The 14,811-nt window shown below is 30.2% G+C and carries 9 protein-coding genes; 5 read left to right on the forward strand and 4 right to left on the reverse strand.

What is annotated here, in order from left to right:
- The first annotated feature begins 69 nt into the window (after nucleotides 1-69).
- The gene (locus tag Q1A46_RS08320; RefSeq protein WP_299676568.1) at nucleotides 70-1,971 is read left to right on the forward strand and encodes a tetratricopeptide repeat protein; all 1,902 of its coding nucleotides are present in this window, start codon (nucleotides 70-72) and stop codon (nucleotides 1,969-1,971) included.
- A gap of 58 nt (nucleotides 1,972-2,029) precedes the next feature.
- Here the strand turns inward: Q1A46_RS08320 and Q1A46_RS08325 are convergent, their stop codons facing one another.
- Together Q1A46_RS08325 and Q1A46_RS08330 are read right to left on the reverse strand one after the other, a co-directional pair.
- The gene (locus Q1A46_RS08325; protein WP_299676570.1) at nucleotides 2,030-3,934 is read right to left on the reverse strand and encodes a T9SS type A sorting domain-containing protein; all 1,905 of its coding nucleotides are present in this window, start codon (nucleotides 3,932-3,934) and stop codon (nucleotides 2,030-2,032) included.
- Nucleotides 3,935-4,221: 287 nt separating this feature from the next.
- Nucleotides 4,222-5,088 (reverse strand): hypothetical protein, encoded by an 867-nt coding sequence (locus Q1A46_RS08330; RefSeq protein ID WP_299676573.1) that lies wholly within the window; start codon nucleotides 5,086-5,088, stop codon nucleotides 4,222-4,224.
- Between the two features lie 331 nt (nucleotides 5,089-5,419).
- Here Q1A46_RS08330 and Q1A46_RS08335 point away from each other — a divergent pair, with 331 nt between their 5' ends.
- The 4 genes from Q1A46_RS08335 to Q1A46_RS08350 all read left to right on the forward strand — a co-directional run bounded on the left by Q1A46_RS08335 (nucleotide 5,420) and on the right by Q1A46_RS08350 (nucleotide 11,222).
- Complete coding sequence (locus Q1A46_RS08335) at nucleotides 5,420-6,964, forward strand: Iota-carrageenase (protein WP_299676576.1); 1,545 nt, start codon at nucleotides 5,420-5,422, stop codon at nucleotides 6,962-6,964.
- A gap of 106 nt (nucleotides 6,965-7,070) precedes the next feature.
- On the forward strand, nucleotides 7,071-8,480 hold the full coding sequence (locus Q1A46_RS08340) for a T9SS type A sorting domain-containing protein (protein WP_299676579.1): 1,410 nt from the start codon (nucleotides 7,071-7,073) through the stop codon (nucleotides 8,478-8,480).
- 121 nt (nucleotides 8,481-8,601) lie between these two features.
- On the forward strand, nucleotides 8,602-9,753 hold the full coding sequence (locus Q1A46_RS08345) for a mandelate racemase/muconate lactonizing enzyme family protein (protein ID WP_299676582.1): 1,152 nt from the start codon (nucleotides 8,602-8,604) through the stop codon (nucleotides 9,751-9,753).
- A gap of 11 nt (nucleotides 9,754-9,764) precedes the next feature.
- Nucleotides 9,765-11,222 (forward strand): NAD-dependent succinate-semialdehyde dehydrogenase, encoded by a 1,458-nt coding sequence (locus tag Q1A46_RS08350; protein WP_299676585.1) that lies wholly within the window; start codon nucleotides 9,765-9,767, stop codon nucleotides 11,220-11,222.
- Nucleotides 11,223-11,331: 109 nt separating this feature from the next.
- Here Q1A46_RS08350 and Q1A46_RS08355 read toward each other — a convergent pair whose 3' ends face one another.
- Nucleotides 11,332-13,002 carry a sulfatase gene (locus Q1A46_RS08355; protein WP_299676587.1) on the reverse strand — a complete coding sequence of 557 codons (1,671 nt, stop codon included), beginning with the start codon at nucleotides 13,000-13,002 and terminating at the stop codon, nucleotides 11,332-11,334.
- Nucleotides 13,003-13,112: 110 nt separating this feature from the next.
- The gene (locus Q1A46_RS08360) at nucleotides 13,113-14,810 is read right to left on the reverse strand and encodes a RagB/SusD family nutrient uptake outer membrane protein (RefSeq protein ID WP_299676589.1); all 1,698 of its coding nucleotides are present in this window, start codon (nucleotides 14,808-14,810) and stop codon (nucleotides 13,113-13,115) included.
- Nucleotide 14,811: the final 1 nt, after the last annotated feature.

Here is a 14,811-nt window from a genome sequence, read left to right on the forward strand (position 1 = left end):
CTAACAAAGTTTTAATAAGAAAACAAATGTGTAATTCTATTTTCGTGGTTATAAAAAAAATCATTGTAAGTGAAAATCCCACATTTAGTAATTGCTACAGGTTTTTGGCTGTTTAATATTTATGCGTTTTCAGCCCAAAACTTAAGAAAAATTGATAGTTTAAAAAATCTAATAGAAAACAAAAAAACTTCAGATTCTACATTAATTGTAGCCTATAATGAAATAGGTTTTGAATATGTGGGATCTAATTATGATCTCAGTAAAAGCTATATTACAAAGGCTATAGATATCGCTGAAAAGAGTAATAATAGACGTGGCTTAGCTGGAGCCAATAATTGTTTAGGTATAGTATATTATTACCAAAAAGAATACGACTCAGCTTTAGTTTATTTTAATAAAGCTTTGACTATTAATAGAAAGGAGAAGTATTTGTGGGGACAAGCATCTGCTTTGTTTCAAATAGGAGTAATTAATAAATATCAAAGTAATTATTTAAAGTCAATATTTAATTTTCAAGAGGCAAAATCAATTTTTGAGCTACATAATGATTCTATTTCAGTAGCAAAAGCTTTAGAAAATATAGGCGCTTCGTACAACTTAATGGGATATTATCAGAAAGCAATTTCCTTTTACTTAAAAGCTAATGAAATATATGAAAAAAGAAAAGATGAAAAAGGAATAGGTCGAATATATCACTATATAGGTACTATGTATCTTAAACAAAAAAAATACAACAAAGCACTAGAGTACATTAGTAAGTCTTTAAGTGGAGTAAAAAAAGCAAAAAATAGAAAACAAGTTACAGTTGTTTATTTAAACTTAGGAAAATGTTATATAGGGCTTAAAGAATTCGATAAAGCATTATATTATTATGAAAAAGCTCTAAATATCAGACTTTCAATATTGAATAAAAAAAATGTAGCGATTGCACAATTAAGAATGGGAGAAGTTTATTATCATTTGAAAGAATATGATACATCGATTCAGTTTCTAAATAAAGCATTAAAAAACTTTGTGAAAAATGGTGATTTTTTGGATCAAATTTCAGCTCACTATATGATAGGGAAAAGTTACTTAGCAGTTCAAAAATTGTATTTAGCTAAGAAACATGTCAAAGAAGCAATGCAATTGTCTGAAAGAGTAGAAGATATAAGGCTGCAAAAAAAGTCTTATAAAGTTTACATGAATATTTTAAAGAAAGAAGGTAAAATAAATACGGCTTTAAAATATGCTGAAAAAGTAAATACTTTAAACGATTCTATTTATAAATTAGAAGAACTGAAGAGAGTTAGTGAATTACAAGTAATTTATGAAATAGAAAAAAAGGAAAAACAAATTAACGAACAAGAGGTTGAAATCGAATTTTTTAAAAAAGAAAAGGAAATAAGAGACTTGAGAATCAATATTTTAGTGATTTGTGTTGTCTTATTTTTTGTCTTTCTAATTTTAGGTTTTTATAGTAATAAACAAAAAATGATGAAATCGAAGTTATTAGTAAAAAATTCAATATTAGAAAAAGAAAAGTTAAGTGCAGAAATAGCCTTTAAAAAACGAGAATTAGTAACTCATACTTTACAAATTACAAAAAAGAATATAGTTCTTGAAAAAATAAAAAAACATATAGAAGATACTGTAAAAACAGATAGTAAAGTTAATGAGTTTAATTATAAAACTTTATTGCAAATTATAAGGAATGAATTGGTACACGATAAAGAACAGTGGAATAATTTTAAAAATTATTTTGAAAAAGTACACCCTAATTTTCAAATAAAAATAAAAGAAAAATATCCTAAAGTAACATCAGGAGAATTAAGATTACTAGCATTAATTAAAATGAATTTATCAAACAAAGAGATTGGAGGAATTTTAAATATTACATATGAAGGCGTAAAAAAAGCAAGGTATAGACTACGAAAAAAAATGGAGTTAACTCCAGAAACTTCATTACAGGACGTGGTAAATCAACTATAATTAAAAAAGTCTGACCACTTTTATGATCAGACTTTAATAATAAATAACCTAGATTAAATTATTTAATAATCAGTTTTTTTGTAACGGTTTTATTTTCTTTCTGAACACGTATTAAGTATAAACCTTTAGAGAAATCATTTGTGTTAAACGAAGTAATTTCCCCTTTAGCTACTTTCGATAAAATCACTTTTCCTGTAGTGTCTATTATATTGATTTTTGCACCTAGTTCAGAAGTAATATTTACAACATGTACAGATGGGTTAGGAAAAACTTTTATTTCATTTTTCATTTCTATAGTGCTCGTTCTAGAGGCAGTACATTGTCCAATTTCTTTCCATTGATTTCTAGAACAAGTAGCATTTCCGCCAGGTTTACATTTTCCAACACTATTATTTTGAAGTTCGTAGATAACGTTATTTAATTTTACTTTATCTCCTTTTTTATAGGAATTAGATTTTTTCCAAGTAGGAATTTGGTTACAGTTTCCAGTGTTTGGAGGATTTGTAGTATCTCCATTATCTGTATCTCCGTCAGGAGCTAATCCAGCAGATCCTGGAGGAATAGGAATTACAGCTCTTTTAGTTTGACCAGGATTACTACCAATAGTAATCGTTATATCATCAAAAAAGTTATCTTCTTCTGTAATCACTCTAAAAGTAGCAGTCCCTTCTTTTAAAGCTGTTACAATTCCAGTTTTAGAATCTACTCTAGCTACATCCATCCCAGAAACACTATAAAAAGTGAATTTTTTATTACTCGCTTTTGTAGGAGTAATAACTGGAGTTAAAATTGTATTTCCACCAACTCTTACAGGAACTTCAGACTTTTTTAAAGTTACACCTGTAACAGGAATATTTTGTGTAGATGCATTCATTGGCTCAAATACTTTTACATAAAGTACTTGCATAGATTGTGGAAAGAAATTTCTTGCTCTAGATAATACAGTCGGATTTGGCATTACAAATCGATTACTACAAAACTGATTATAAGGAGCACGTATTCCTAAAGACAAAGTAATACGCATTGGATTCGTTAAATCAGATTCTTTTTGCCATAAAACATTAGGTTTTCTTCCTATTTCTTTACCATTCACATACCAAATAATTTCTTGGCTGGTAACTCTACATCCAAAAATATTAATATCTCTAGGTTCAAATTCATGCGTTTCATTTCTTTCAGCAGCTGTGTTTTGCTTCGGTCTCCACCATCTTCTACCAGCAGTACTGTTAATTGGACCAACTGTTAAACCGCCGTTTTCTACTGATGGTACAAAAGCACCAACTGGCGGATTTACTGAGTTATCAAAACGTTGACGAGATGAAGCTGTAGTAATTGCATGTAAGTTATGATCCATTATTTTACGATTAGCCTCATTTGTGCCTTCCTGAGTAAGTTCAACAATATCAATTTCCTGATAACGAACTTTACCAACAGTAGTATTAGATCTAATTTGATTATATAACCAAAATGCAGGAGAAACACCAGGGAAACCGTCACTTCCTTTAATAGCAGCTTCGTAGTATCCGTACACAAATCCAGGAGAAGTACTTCTTAACATTCCAGATGAAAATCGTACAGGAACCATATTTGATGATGGATTTCCGTTTACACAACCATCAGGAACCATATTTTCTGGGAAACCATTTTCATTGTAGCGAGCAGTAATAAATAATGAACCATTTTTTTGCTCAATGTTTTGTTTGTTTCTCCAAACCCAGCTTTGCACGTTTTCAGGTTCTTTAGCCCAAATTCTAGTATTGTATTTATACTCAGCATCAGAAAAGTTATCATTCTTAAAAAGATCAGATCTATCCCAACGTATTTTCCAAGTAATTGTAGGATCATCTGCATCACCATACGGACGTGTTCTTTCTTCTAGAGCTTTTTCATCAAAATTTTGAGATGTAATGTTGAATATAGCCCCAAGTGTTATTAATAAAATTAAGAGATTAGTTTTTTTCATTATTGAAAAATTTGATTTTTTTGGAGGTTAAATAAATAAGAATCGAGTGTAATATTGTATGTGTTTAGATGATTGGTTATTTATTTAAATATCACATTTAGTTATAAGGGGAATCTTATTTTTTAACATCCGTAATTAATGTTTTAAATAGAAATGCAAAATTACTTTCGGGTTAATGTTTAACATTAAAAAAAGAGGTTACAAAACAGGTACAATTAAAGTATACAATACGTATACATATGCTTATTGGTAATACATTAAGTATATATAAGGAAAAAAGTAGAACTTTAAAGTTCTACTTTTTTAGGTGTTGAAATTTCATTTTCGAAAGTGTCGAGATATTCCTTCAAACTTATATTTTCAGAAAAACTTATTTTTTTCTTTATTCTTTGTCGAGCGATTTTTATTGCATGAACAGAAACATTTAAAAGTTCTGCTGAATCTTTCAAACTATAATCTAAACGTAATAAAATACAATTTCGAATATCATTTTTAGTAAGGTTAGGGTGGGCATTTTTTATCACTGTACTAAAGTTTGAATATTGAGATTCTAACTTTTGAAATATTAAATTTAAATTAGAAGAAGATCTAGTAATGTTTTTTAGTTTATTGTAAATAGCTTGGATTGTAGGATCATTTTTTCTGTTTTTTAAATCTTCAACAGCATTTAAAGTTTGTCTTAATTCTTTTTGTTGTTCAGCTACAACAATTACAGTAGCTAATATTTCTTCTTCTTTTCGTTTAATTTGTTTTTGTAATGTAGCTTTTTCTTTAATTTCTAATTTTTTAATTAACGTATTTCTATTTTTTAATTTCGTACCTATAAATAACAGGAGTATTGTTAAAATAGAGGAAACAGAAAGAAATAATATCAGTAAGTATTCAAATTTTTTTCTAATTTTTAATACTCTTAAATCCAAATTCTTACTTTTTTCTGAAAAAGTATCATCACTTGTTTTTTCATACAGATTCCATTTTAATGGATTATGATCAAATATTTGTGTTACAAATTTGTAATTATTATTGTTATCGTTTCTAGTAATATTGATGTTAGAATCGAAGTTGTTATAAGCTAAATTAATTTCATATGCGTTAGCATTTGAAAAATATAAAAGTAGAATTAATATTAAGATGTCATTTTTAATATGATTCATGAAAAGGGAGAATTAAAAAATGATTTTTTAGTACTAGATAACGATAAAAATAGATCAAGATTACTTAATCGATAAACTGTGACCAACTGTATTAAATAACTTTTTACATTACTTTTTTATAAAAAAACAAAAAAGAGAGTTGTTTTTAAATGTTTGATTTTTATGGTTTTGTGTGCTGTTTTAGCTAGTTAGTCATAAAAAATTATATATGCAAAAAATGAATAATAGTTTTGAGTTTTTAGGTAAAATCGATTAATGATAGGGTAATATTGGTTAGCTAAAACGATTTCGGCAAGGGTAGTTTAGCGGTCTTTATTATAAACCCTAAATTATGATTTTTAACAAAAATTTTTTATTAGCTGTAATCCTAATAGCTACAACTACAATGTCTTGTTCAGATAATGTAGAAAAATTACAAGTTCCAACTGAAACGAATATTACAGAAATTGAAGGTCGTCTTTCCCAGAAGTTTAATGCTTCTAGGTTTTATATTGCTCCAACAGAAAATACAAGAGTTCAATTTACGGGAACTACCACATCTGATTTAAACAGATTAATTAATCAGCAGTCAGATGAGAACGGAACTGGAGTAATTATTGAAATTCCAAAGTCAACTTATTATTGGAATAGAGTAGTTTTAAAATCTAATATCCATTTAGAAATAGCTGGAGGAACTAAAATTATTTTCGATGGTAACAGTGGAGGCGTATTTTCTATTGGTGGAAGTAAAAATGGAAATCGTTTAAAGAATGTAAGTATTAGTGGTAAAAACGGAACAAAATTTACTGTAGATATTTCTTCACCTTCATTAACAAACAAAAATGTTAATGTGTTGAAAATTGGACGTGTAGATAATTTTCGATTTGCAGATATCAATATAAAAGATAGAAGAAGTTCTGTGAATTCTATTGTATTAGTTCATGTTCCGGGATCACCAGAAAGAAGACCTGGTCCTAAAGATGGAATTATAGAAAATATTAACCAAAGAGGTGCTCATACAGGTTACGGGTTAGTTCAAACGTACAATGCTCAGAATGTTTTATTTAACAATCTTTCTTGTGAAGGTGGAATCACATTAAGAATGGAGACAGATGATAAGGGTATGAAGGATGAATTAAAAGATAACAGTAAAAAAGGTGGGGTTGCACAAATTTTTGCACATGATATTCGAAATAAAAACGGATTATGTGCTGTGATGTTCTCTCCTCATTTTGTTAAAAATGGTAAAGTTACTGTAGAGAAAGTAAGATCTGTAGGTTCAGCATTTGCGGTAAGAGTGGAAAAAGGCTTCTTAGAACTTTTTGATAAAAAAAATGAATATTCTCTTGATAGTATTGGTAAGCAGAAGTTTATAAATTTTGTTAAAGAGCAGTTTCCGGGAGTAAATAATGTGTTATCAGGAAATCCATATAAAAGAAATAATGGTAGGCAATGGGCAACGAGATTATCATCAGAAGCTAGTATAGCTCCAAGAAATGAATATGTTTTAGAACAACTTGGAAGATTTGAACCTGGTAGTTTTAATGATTCTTCAGTGACAGACGTTACGGCTATTTTTCGAAATAATGGAGAGGCTAAAATAAAACAGGCACATTTAAAGTTTATACCATGTGATTTGTGGGAAAATGGAATTAAAAATCCTGCTGAAAGCCTAGGAATGTTTAATGGTTTTGAGTATCACGGTCCATCAGTAGCTTTAAGTTACGATAATACTAATGGAAGTAATGTTGGTGGTCATTATAATGTTACTTTAATAGGGGAGAATTTCAGAAATTTTCCAGCAAGTTCAATTCAAAATATACAGTATAATACAAGTGCTATTTGTAATAAGAAACCTGCAAGTATAACCAGAATCACTGCAAGTTTTCCAAACTAAAAATTTAAATAATTAATTATCTAGACTGTCTTTTAAGGCAGTCTATTTTAATTTAAAAATAAGTTCATAAACATTAATAATAATTTAAAATCATAATCTCCTAATTATGAAAACCAAAAAATCAATCAAATATCTAATAACTTTATTAGTTGCTATAACCAGTAGTAACTTCGTAAATGCACAACTAAATATTGGAGATCCAGGTGTAACTTTCGATAATTCGAAGAACGATCCGGCTTATCCATTTATGAAAGAATGGCAAAAATCTGGAGTTGAGGGCGGAGTTCCGTTTGGCAGTTCAATACCAGTAAAGTTAGAAATAAATCCAACAGATGCTAATGGATTACAATCTGCAATCGATAACCTAAATACAAATGGTGAATTGAGTGTGATTTTACTGAAAAACGGGACATACGATATAGATAAAACTATTCAACTAAAATCGAATATAATTTTACGAGGAGAAAGTAGAGATAACGTAAAATTGAATGTTACCATTCGTTATCAAAGAAGAAGGTTTGAACATGAAGGCGCTTTGGTATTAGATGAAGTCGAACATGTGGGAATTGAAAATTTAACGATGGAATATATTCCTGAAAGACCAATTACAATTTATGATGATAGAAATGTAGATAGAAACAGATGGTGTGGAGAACGATGTTTTGGTAACGATCCTGATGGATTAAAAAATATGTATGTGAGTTTCATAATGATTGAAAAAGGGAGTAAAAATTGTTGGATTGATAGCTGTACACTTAAAAACTCAGGAAGTAATCCAATTAGCGTAAACGGAAGAAATAATACTTTACGTAATAATTTTGTAGATGCGGCATACAATAAAGGAAGTGGAGGTGCTGCATATTACGCAATTAACGGTGATTATAATCTTATCGTTAACGAAAGAGTAAGAAGAATTCGTCATTTTTCTATTCAACTTGGAGCAAAATATAATGTGGTTTATGGTTGTGATTTCGAAGTTGATATTAACTTTCATAATGGAGACGACGGATTTAACTTAATTGAAAATAATAAAATAAAAAGCGAACAATGGAGATCTTGGGGAGCTTTTGCAAGTGGAGGAAGTCGATATGGACATAAACCTCCAGGTGAAAACAATATTATTTTTAATAACGAAGTAAGTGGAAAAAATAATTCAGAAAGATTTAGTAGTGATACAAAGGTTTTTGTTTTCGATCAATACAGTAATCCAAGAGAATTATCATCTACACCACCAAGTGGCGGAACTTTTTATCCTGTTGTACTAAAGAATAATACATTAACAACAGAGACTTTTATTAAAAGTGATATCAAAATTTTTCCAAATCCTTTTGTATCTGAATTAAATATTGAAAATGTAACACAAAATGGAAGAATAGTGTTTTTTTCTATTGAAGGACAACCTCTTTTAACTAAAAAAGTAAAAGTAGGAGAGAAGATTCAAGTCGGAAAAGAGCTACAAAGTGGATTTTATCTTTTACGTTATAACAATAAGGTTTTTAAAATTATTAAAAAGTAAAATAAATCAACAGATCAAAAGAAATCAAAGGGTAATATTTGACTTGTTTGAGATAAATATGAACTCATAAAGAGTGAAGTGAATCACTAGTTTTGTTTACTATCACTTAACTTAATTAAATATGACAATTGAAAAAATAGAGACTTTTATACTTAAAGATAAATTGTCAAGCAGTTTTTATTTCTCACAATGGGAATATTCCGAAAGATGTATTTGTGTCGTAAAAATAACAGCTTCTAATGGCCAGTATGGTTGGGGAGAAGGTTATGGCCCAGCACCTATTTTAAAAGCAGGAGTAGATTTTTTAAAGAATCATATTATTGGAAAAAATCCGTTAGAAAATGAAGTGATATGGAATCACCTTTACCGTAAAACTTTAGATTATGCAAGGCGTGGAGTTTTGGTAGCTTCTATAAGTGCTATTGATATTGCACTTTGGGATTTAAAAGGGAAAATATTGAATTTGCCTGTTTCTACATTGTTAGGTGGTGTATTTAGAGACAAAATAAAACCATATGCAACAGGTTTGTATTTTATGGATCCTGATAATCCAGCAAAACATTTTAAAGATGAAGCAGAATCCTATGTAAAACAAGGTTTCAAGGCCATTAAAATGAAAGTTGGTTTAGGTATTGAAGAGGATTATAAAAACGTAAAAAAAGTTAGAGAAATTATTGGAGACAATATACAGTTAATGGTAGATTCTAATCATGCGTATAGTCTTAGAGAAGCAACTATTTTAGCAAATAAAATAGAACCTTTTAATATTGGATGGTTTGAAGAACCAATTTCTCCTGAGTTCTACAAGCAATACAAAGAACTTAGAGATAAAACTTCAATACCAATTTCTGGTGGAGAATGTGAATATTTACGTTTTGGCTTTCATCAATTATTTCAAAATAATTCTGTAGACATTGTACAACCAGATATTTGTGCAGCAGGAGGATTAACAGAAGCGAAGCGAATTGCAGCTTTGGCAAGTACATATGGAGTAGGTGTTGTGCCTCATACTTGGGGAACAGCTATTGGAATTCATGTTGCTTTACATTTTATTGCTAATTTAGAGCTCATTCCTGGACGTATGAAAACTCCAGATTTCTTAATTGAATACGATCAAACAGAAAACGGATTAAGAGAACGTTTAACATACCCGAAAATTGAAATGGTTGATGGTATGATTGAAGTTCCGAAAAGACCTGGTTTAGGAATAGAAGTAGATGAAGATGTTTTAATGGAATATGCACTTTCTGATGCTGAAATAAATGTCCTTTAATATTGATAAAAATGAAGATTAAAAATTACGGATATAAAAAAATGTACATTGATGGTCAACTAGTTGATGCCATTAGTGGAGAACGAAGTAATGTTGTTTGTCCTGCTACAGGTGAAGTTATTGCAGAAATAGCAAAAGCAGGAAAAGAAGATGCAGAAAAAGTCTTATTAGCAGCAGAAAAAGGTTTTAAATACTGGTCAGCTTTATCTTTAGGAGAAAGAACTGCCTGGATGCAAAAATTAAGAACTGCTATTCTTGAAAAACAAGAAGAATTACGCACAGCCATGGTTTACGAAATGGGGAAAACTTATGGAGGTGGAGCAGAAGATATCGACAGATTAGTAGAAGCTTTAGAATGGTATCCTGCTGCGATGCAAAACATGCGTGAAGAGCAAATTCCAGATTATGAAAATACGCATACACACAAGATGATTTCTAAACCGGCTGGAGTTGTAGTGGCGTATTTAGCATGGAATTTTCCTATTCTAAATATTGGATATAAAATCGGACCTGTTTTAGCTTCTGGTTGTTCTTTAATTATCAAACCATCAGAAATTTCACCTTTGTCAGCATATTTGATAGGTGAAATTCTAAATGATATTAATTTTCCTCCTGGAGTTGTAAATATAATTGAAGGGCCAAGTGAAATTGTTGCAAAAACAATGACTTCAAGTAAAATTCCAGCGGTAATTACAATGATTGGTTCTACAGAAACTGCGAAGAAAATTATAGCTGAAAGTACAACTTCTATAAAAAGATTCGGATTAGAATTAGGCGGTAATGCTCCGTTTATTGTTTTTGATGATGCTGATTTTGATAAAGCTTTAGACTTGGCAATTGCTTTACGTTTTGGAAATAGTGGTCAGGTTTGTGTGGCAGCAAATAGAATATTTGTGCATAAATCAATTTATGATAAGTTCGTAAAAGCTTATGCGAAGAAAGCTTCTGAGTTAAAAGTTGGTTTAGGGACAAAAGAAAATCCAGATGTATTTATGGGACCTTTAGCAAGTCGTAAAGGTAGAGACAGAATGCTAACTTTAATCAACGATGCTGTAGATAAAGGTGCTACTTTAGAGTTTGGAGGAGAAATTCCAACAGATTTACCTGAAGGTGGAAATTGGTTAGAACCAACTGTTTTATCTGGAGTTTCTACAGATATGAAAGTGTTTAAAGAAGAGATTTTCGGACCAGTAGCTGGAATCATGAGTTTTGAAACTGATGAAGAAGTCTTGGCTTTAGCAAATGATACAGAGTATGGATTAGCATCATATATTTTTACGAATAATCATCAAAGAATAGCACGATTTACAGAAGAACTTGATTTTGGAGAAATTCAAATTAACGGTGTAAAATATGCAATTTATTTACCGCATGGTGGATTTAAAGAAAGCGGAATTGGTCACGATTGTTCACATTTAGCTTTAGAAGATTATTTAGTAAAAAAACGTGTTTCTACAGCCATATTTTAAAAATATTTAAAAGACTTAATCAATTTTTTTGAATAAGTAATTTGGGAACAATAAACCCCGCTTAATTTATATTAAACGGGGTTTTATTGTTTCTAATAATATTACTTTTTTATCGTGCTAAATTTCCTTTCCAACCTTTATTAAATTGTAGTAGTAATTTATCTGTTAATTGAGGTTTTTTATTAGCAATATTTATAGTTTCATTCGGATCTTTTTTATGATCATATAACTCTATAAAGATAGGTTCAGCATTAGCATCTCTATAATCTTTCCAAACAATCAATCGATAATCTTCAGTACGCATAGCATATCCCATCAAATAATTTTCAAATAGGTTTCGATCCCACTTATTTTTTTGTTGTGTTTTAATTTTATGTTCAACCTCTTCAATTAAAGGACCGAAATATGTTTCTCGCATTCCTTTAGAAAGCGGATTTGCAGCCCATTCTCTTAGTGCTGGTGATGGAAATTGTGAAAAAACAGCATCTTTCCATTTTTTATTCGGATTAGCTAATAGTGGTTTAAAACTTTGTCCTTCTAAATGTTTAGGTAATGGTAAATTAGCTAAATCTGCTAGAGTAGGGTACATGTCTACTAATTCTACCAAAGCTTCAGATTTCTTTCCTTTTACTTCTTTGCTCATATTTGGAGTAGCTATAATTAACGGAACTCGAGTAGAGATTTCATAATTAGTGGCTTTTCCCCAAATTCCCATTTCACCTAAATGCCAACCGTGGTCGCTCCATAAAATAATGATTGTATTATCTCGTAAACCTTGTTCATCAATAGCATTAATTAGTTTTCCTATTTGTGCATCGATATAACTAATAGAAGCTAAATATGCATGTTTTAATTTTTTAGCTAAATCATCTGATATTGGTCCTTTTTTAGGAATTCCAAAACGAGCTCTTAATTCAAATGAAGGATGCAATCCCATAGCTGCACCATCAATAGGAGCATTGTTTTGATCGGTTAATTTAATTTTTGAAGGATCATACATGTCCCAATACTTTTTTGGAGCTAACCAATCTAAATGTGGTTTTTTCATTCCCATACCTAAGAAGAAAGGTTTATCAGGATTCTTCTTTTGTAAATCTTTTAAAGTTACAATAGCTAATTCAGCATTATAACCATCTTCATAAAATGTATCTGGTACATCTGCATTTTCATAGGCTGGACCTTTTCCTAAACCATTTCTTGGAGCATTTTTTCCATATTTAGCAATGACTTCGGTTCTACTTTTCTTAAACATTTCTTGGTTTTCAGGTAATGCAAATCCTCCAGGAGTGTTTTCTTTTTTGATAGTCATTTTTTCATAGGCTGGTTTTCTGCTCCATGAAATATCTAAATCAGCAAAGGCTGGTTTATGAAATATTTTTCCTGTATGTACAGTTTCATAACCATTATTTTTAAAGTGTTGTGGCAAGGTTACAATATCAGGATTGGCATCTCTGAAGTATGTGAAGTTTTCAATAACATTAATACTTTCTGGTCTTGCTCCAGTCATTAAACTAGCTCGAGATGGACTACAAATTGCTTCTTGACAATAAGCTTTGTTAAATGTTAATCCAGTTGAAGCTAATTTGTCAATATTTGGAGTTATGGCGATATCAGAATCATAACATCCAAGTTCTGGTCGTAAATCATCTACAGCAATAAAAACAATATTAGGTTTTGTTTTTTTTACCTTTTTTATAACTTTTTTATCGTTTGGTTTACAGCTAAAAATGACTCCTAAAAGGAGAAGGTTGAGTTTAAATAAATGAATAGTTTTTTTCATGGGATTACGAGTAAAAGTAAATTATTTAAACAAAGAATACCGAGGTTTATCTCGGTATTCTTTATTCTGGAATAATAATTCAAATAATCAATCTACAAAGATTTTATGGTTTAATATCCATCATTCTGAATTAGAGATGAAGTTTTATTAATTTCAGACTGAGGGATTGGTAAATAGTATTGTCTATCGAACCAAGGTCTTGACACGACTGTAATTTCTTCATTTGTAAAACTACCATCAGTTTCCTTATACCATTTTAATCCTTTGATATCGAAACCTAAATGATCAGTATTCATCCATCTTCTTTCATCAAAAAAGTTATGACCTTCAAAAGATAATTCGATTCTTCGTTCTCTTTTTATAGCTTCTAAAAGATCTGCACCACTAGCAGTAATTGCAGGTTGTAAAGCTCTTGTAGAAACTTTGTTTACATATTCTCTCGCGATTCCTTCTTCACCTAATTGGAAATTAGCTTCGGCATAGTTTAAGTAAATTTCAGACAAACGATATAAAATAAAAGGACGACCAGGAGAAGTTTCAGTTAAACCAACTGATTCATCTTGAAATTTTCTGATATTATATCCTGTTTTTGAAGAATGTAATACATTTCCTAAACCAAAAGGAGAATCTAATCCGTGTGGAAATATATCTGTATCTCTAGATTCAAAATACTCAACATTTCTATTTCTGAATTCAGCTCCATTAAAATTTAGATCAGCATAGTATCTCATTTCTCTGTTTTCATTTGGGTTTGCTGGATCATACAAAGAACTTGAAGTAGTAGAACCATCATTCATATTATATAATAAAGCAAAGTTATGAGAAGGAGAACTTAATGCCCATCCACCGTAACCACTTGGAGCCTGTGTTTGATTCCATAAAGAGTTAACATCAGTTCCAAAATCAAAAAATGTAGCTCCAAATGGTCTTGCAAATATGATATCTCTGTTTGCCGATAAAAATAAATCTCTATAATCTTCAGCGTTAGTTACAGGAATTAAATCTCTAGCTCCAACTTCATCGATTACAGCTTTAGCAGCATCGGCAGCTTCTTGCCATTTATTAGCTACGTTATAATCGTAAAACGGACCATTAGGTAATGTTGAAGGATCATGAAGTTCACTTGCTGCATATAAAAGTGTACGAGATTTTACTGCTAAAGCAGCCAACTTTGTAGCTCTACCAAATTCATCATCTGGACGAGTTAATGGTAAAACATCAGCAGCTTCGTCTAAAGTTTGTACAATAAACTCTACACATTCTTGGTAGCTATTTCTAGGAATATTAAAATCTTCATCTAAACTTAAAGCTCTCGTAATTAAAGGAACACCTCCATAATATTTTATTAATTTACTGTAAGTATTAGCTAATAAGAACTTCATTTCAGCTTTAAGCATGTTTACTTTTTGAGGATCAACTTGCATAGCTTCACTATTGTCAACTCGATCTAAAAAGACTAAAATATCACGAATATAACTGTAGTACTTTCTCCATTGATCTCTAAAAACACCTACATTATTTGGGTTCCAACCAGCACGTAAACGGTATTGATCTATGTCTCTAAAGTTGAATTTAGCTTCAAAAGAAGCTCCTTCTATATTGAATCTTCGAGACCACCATATAAACTTGTTTAATCCCCAACTTTCGGTACTGTTATACGATGTGAATACCAAACGTTCCAATTGATCTGGATCACTATATATAAAATCTTCAGTAAATGTATTTCTTGATTCGATTTCTAGTACATCCTCACAACTATAGTTAAGAAGCAGTACCATTAAAGCGAAAACTATTTTTATATTTTTCATT

Origin of the sequence: uncultured Tenacibaculum sp., from assembly GCF_947502995.1 — a bacterium.
Taxonomy (GTDB): Bacteria; Bacteroidota; Bacteroidia; order Flavobacteriales; family Flavobacteriaceae; genus Polaribacter.

Bases quoted from the DNA above. Each gene is read 5' to 3' on its own strand.
- Q1A46_RS08350 (WP_299676585.1), top strand. From the start codon at position 9,765: ATGAAGATTAAAAATTACGGATATAAAAAAATGTACATTGATGGTCAA.
- Q1A46_RS08335 (WP_299676576.1), top strand. From the start codon at position 5,420: ATGATTTTTAACAAAAATTTTTTATTAGCTGTAATCCTAATAGCTACA.
- Q1A46_RS08330 (WP_299676573.1), bottom strand. From the start codon at position 5,088: ATGAATCATATTAAAAATGACATCTTAATATTAATTCTACTTTTATAT.
- Q1A46_RS08345 (WP_299676582.1), top strand. From the start codon at position 8,602: ATGACAATTGAAAAAATAGAGACTTTTATACTTAAAGATAAATTGTCA.
- Q1A46_RS08355 (WP_299676587.1), bottom strand. From the start codon at position 13,002: ATGAAAAAAACTATTCATTTATTTAAACTCAACCTTCTCCTTTTAGGA.
- Q1A46_RS08325 (WP_299676570.1), bottom strand. From the start codon at position 3,934: ATGAAAAAAACTAATCTCTTAATTTTATTAATAACACTTGGGGCTATA.
- Q1A46_RS08360 (WP_299676589.1), bottom strand. From the start codon at position 14,810: ATGAAAAATATAAAAATAGTTTTCGCTTTAATGGTACTGCTTCTTAAC.
- Q1A46_RS08340 (WP_299676579.1), top strand. From the start codon at position 7,071: ATGAAAACCAAAAAATCAATCAAATATCTAATAACTTTATTAGTTGCT.